Here is a 652-nt window from a genome sequence, read left to right as displayed (position 1 = left end):
ACCCATAATGGAGCAAGATAATCATTTTTGAATAGTAGCCCAAATACAAGTAATGTAACAATTGTATGTGAGATGTAATTCGTTAACGCCATTCGTCCAACGTATTGGAATGGACGTAATACTGTTTGCCATTTTTCTTTTTGTAATAAACGCATTAACGTGACAATGTAGAAGATGAACAATGTCTTTCCGCTTATCATCGTAATACCCATAAGTGAAAATGGTGTGTATGGTTGATTGTTCATAAAGAAGTAAACCATAATAAACCACATCGGTAATGTTAAAATGAACATAATGATTTGCCATTTTTTAAGTTTTGGATCTAATTCCTTAGCACGGCGGAAAATGTCTTTTTTACCGGCATATAATCCGAGTAAAAACAATCCTAGTGTTTCAGGAAGCATAATAAGACTGTTACTTATTGCTTCAGAATAGAAAGAATAGAATCTGTCTGTAATTTGTAAGCCCCAGTTTTCTAACGGCATAATGGCTATGGAAAGGCCTAGTTCATCTACCGGCACTAATAACATGACAAGAGAACCTAATAATGTGAACAATTGCATGAAACTTAATAGTACAATTGACCATATTAAAATAGTACGTGTCTTTCTTTTGTAAAATAAAAATAAGAAAAACCCGGTAATTGCATAAG

Annotated in this window: 1 protein-coding gene; it reads right to left on the bottom strand. The window is 33.1% G+C overall.

Going from position 1 to position 652, the window contains the following annotated elements:
- A partial coding sequence (locus ACCC84_RS23860; protein ID WP_371902431.1) for a DUF418 domain-containing protein occupies positions 1–530 on the bottom strand: 530 nt, incomplete at its 3' end.
- Positions 531–652: the final 122 nt, after the last annotated feature.

Source organism: Serratia odorifera (assembly GCF_041448735.1).
Lineage (GTDB): Bacteria > Pseudomonadota > Gammaproteobacteria > Enterobacterales > Enterobacteriaceae > Serratia_F > Serratia_F odorifera.
The sequence above is the reverse complement of the archived record's forward strand: the minus strand, read 5'-3'. Positions and strand labels throughout refer to the sequence as shown.